The 400-nt window shown below is 58.5% G+C and carries 1 protein-coding gene and 1 pseudogene; both read right to left on the reverse strand.

Annotated features, from left to right (window positions below):
• Positions 1 to 113, reverse strand: a 113-nt coding sequence (locus AC3XQU_RS23135; RefSeq protein WP_489876499.1) for a DUF3742 family protein, incomplete at its 3' end; no start/stop codon positions are given.
• Between the two features lie 84 nt (positions 114 to 197).
• Positions 198 to 400, reverse strand: a pseudogene (locus tag AC3XQU_RS23140) (hypothetical protein); the annotation flags it as partial.

Here is a 400-nt window from a genome sequence, read left to right on the forward strand (position 1 = left end):
TTGACCATCAACCAATTCGATACCCGCCGTTCGCCACGCGCATAGGCACGCCATACACGGCCAAATGCGCGGCCGATACGTTCTGCGGTGCTGGTACGAGTTGTGGTGTTCATGGTCGTCTCCTGCTACTGAGGGATGTCTATTCCAGGGTGCTCCACTTCATTCCGTTTCAGGCTTCAATGTGTTTTCTCGCTGCTTCAGGACGCTTCGTCATCCGGTTCCACCGGGCCCGGGTCGGGTTCCACGCCGATGCGGTAGGTGGCAACGAAACGCGGCCAATCCACATGGTCAACCAGATCGATGTCCTCGATGACGCTGACCTTCGCTCCCGCACGCTCGAACAGGGCGATGCTCTTGGCGGGATAGTTGTTGCGCGACGGATAGAGCACTCCGTCGAACA

It is taken from the genome of Telluria sp. AZSoR62, assembly GCF_058111565.1.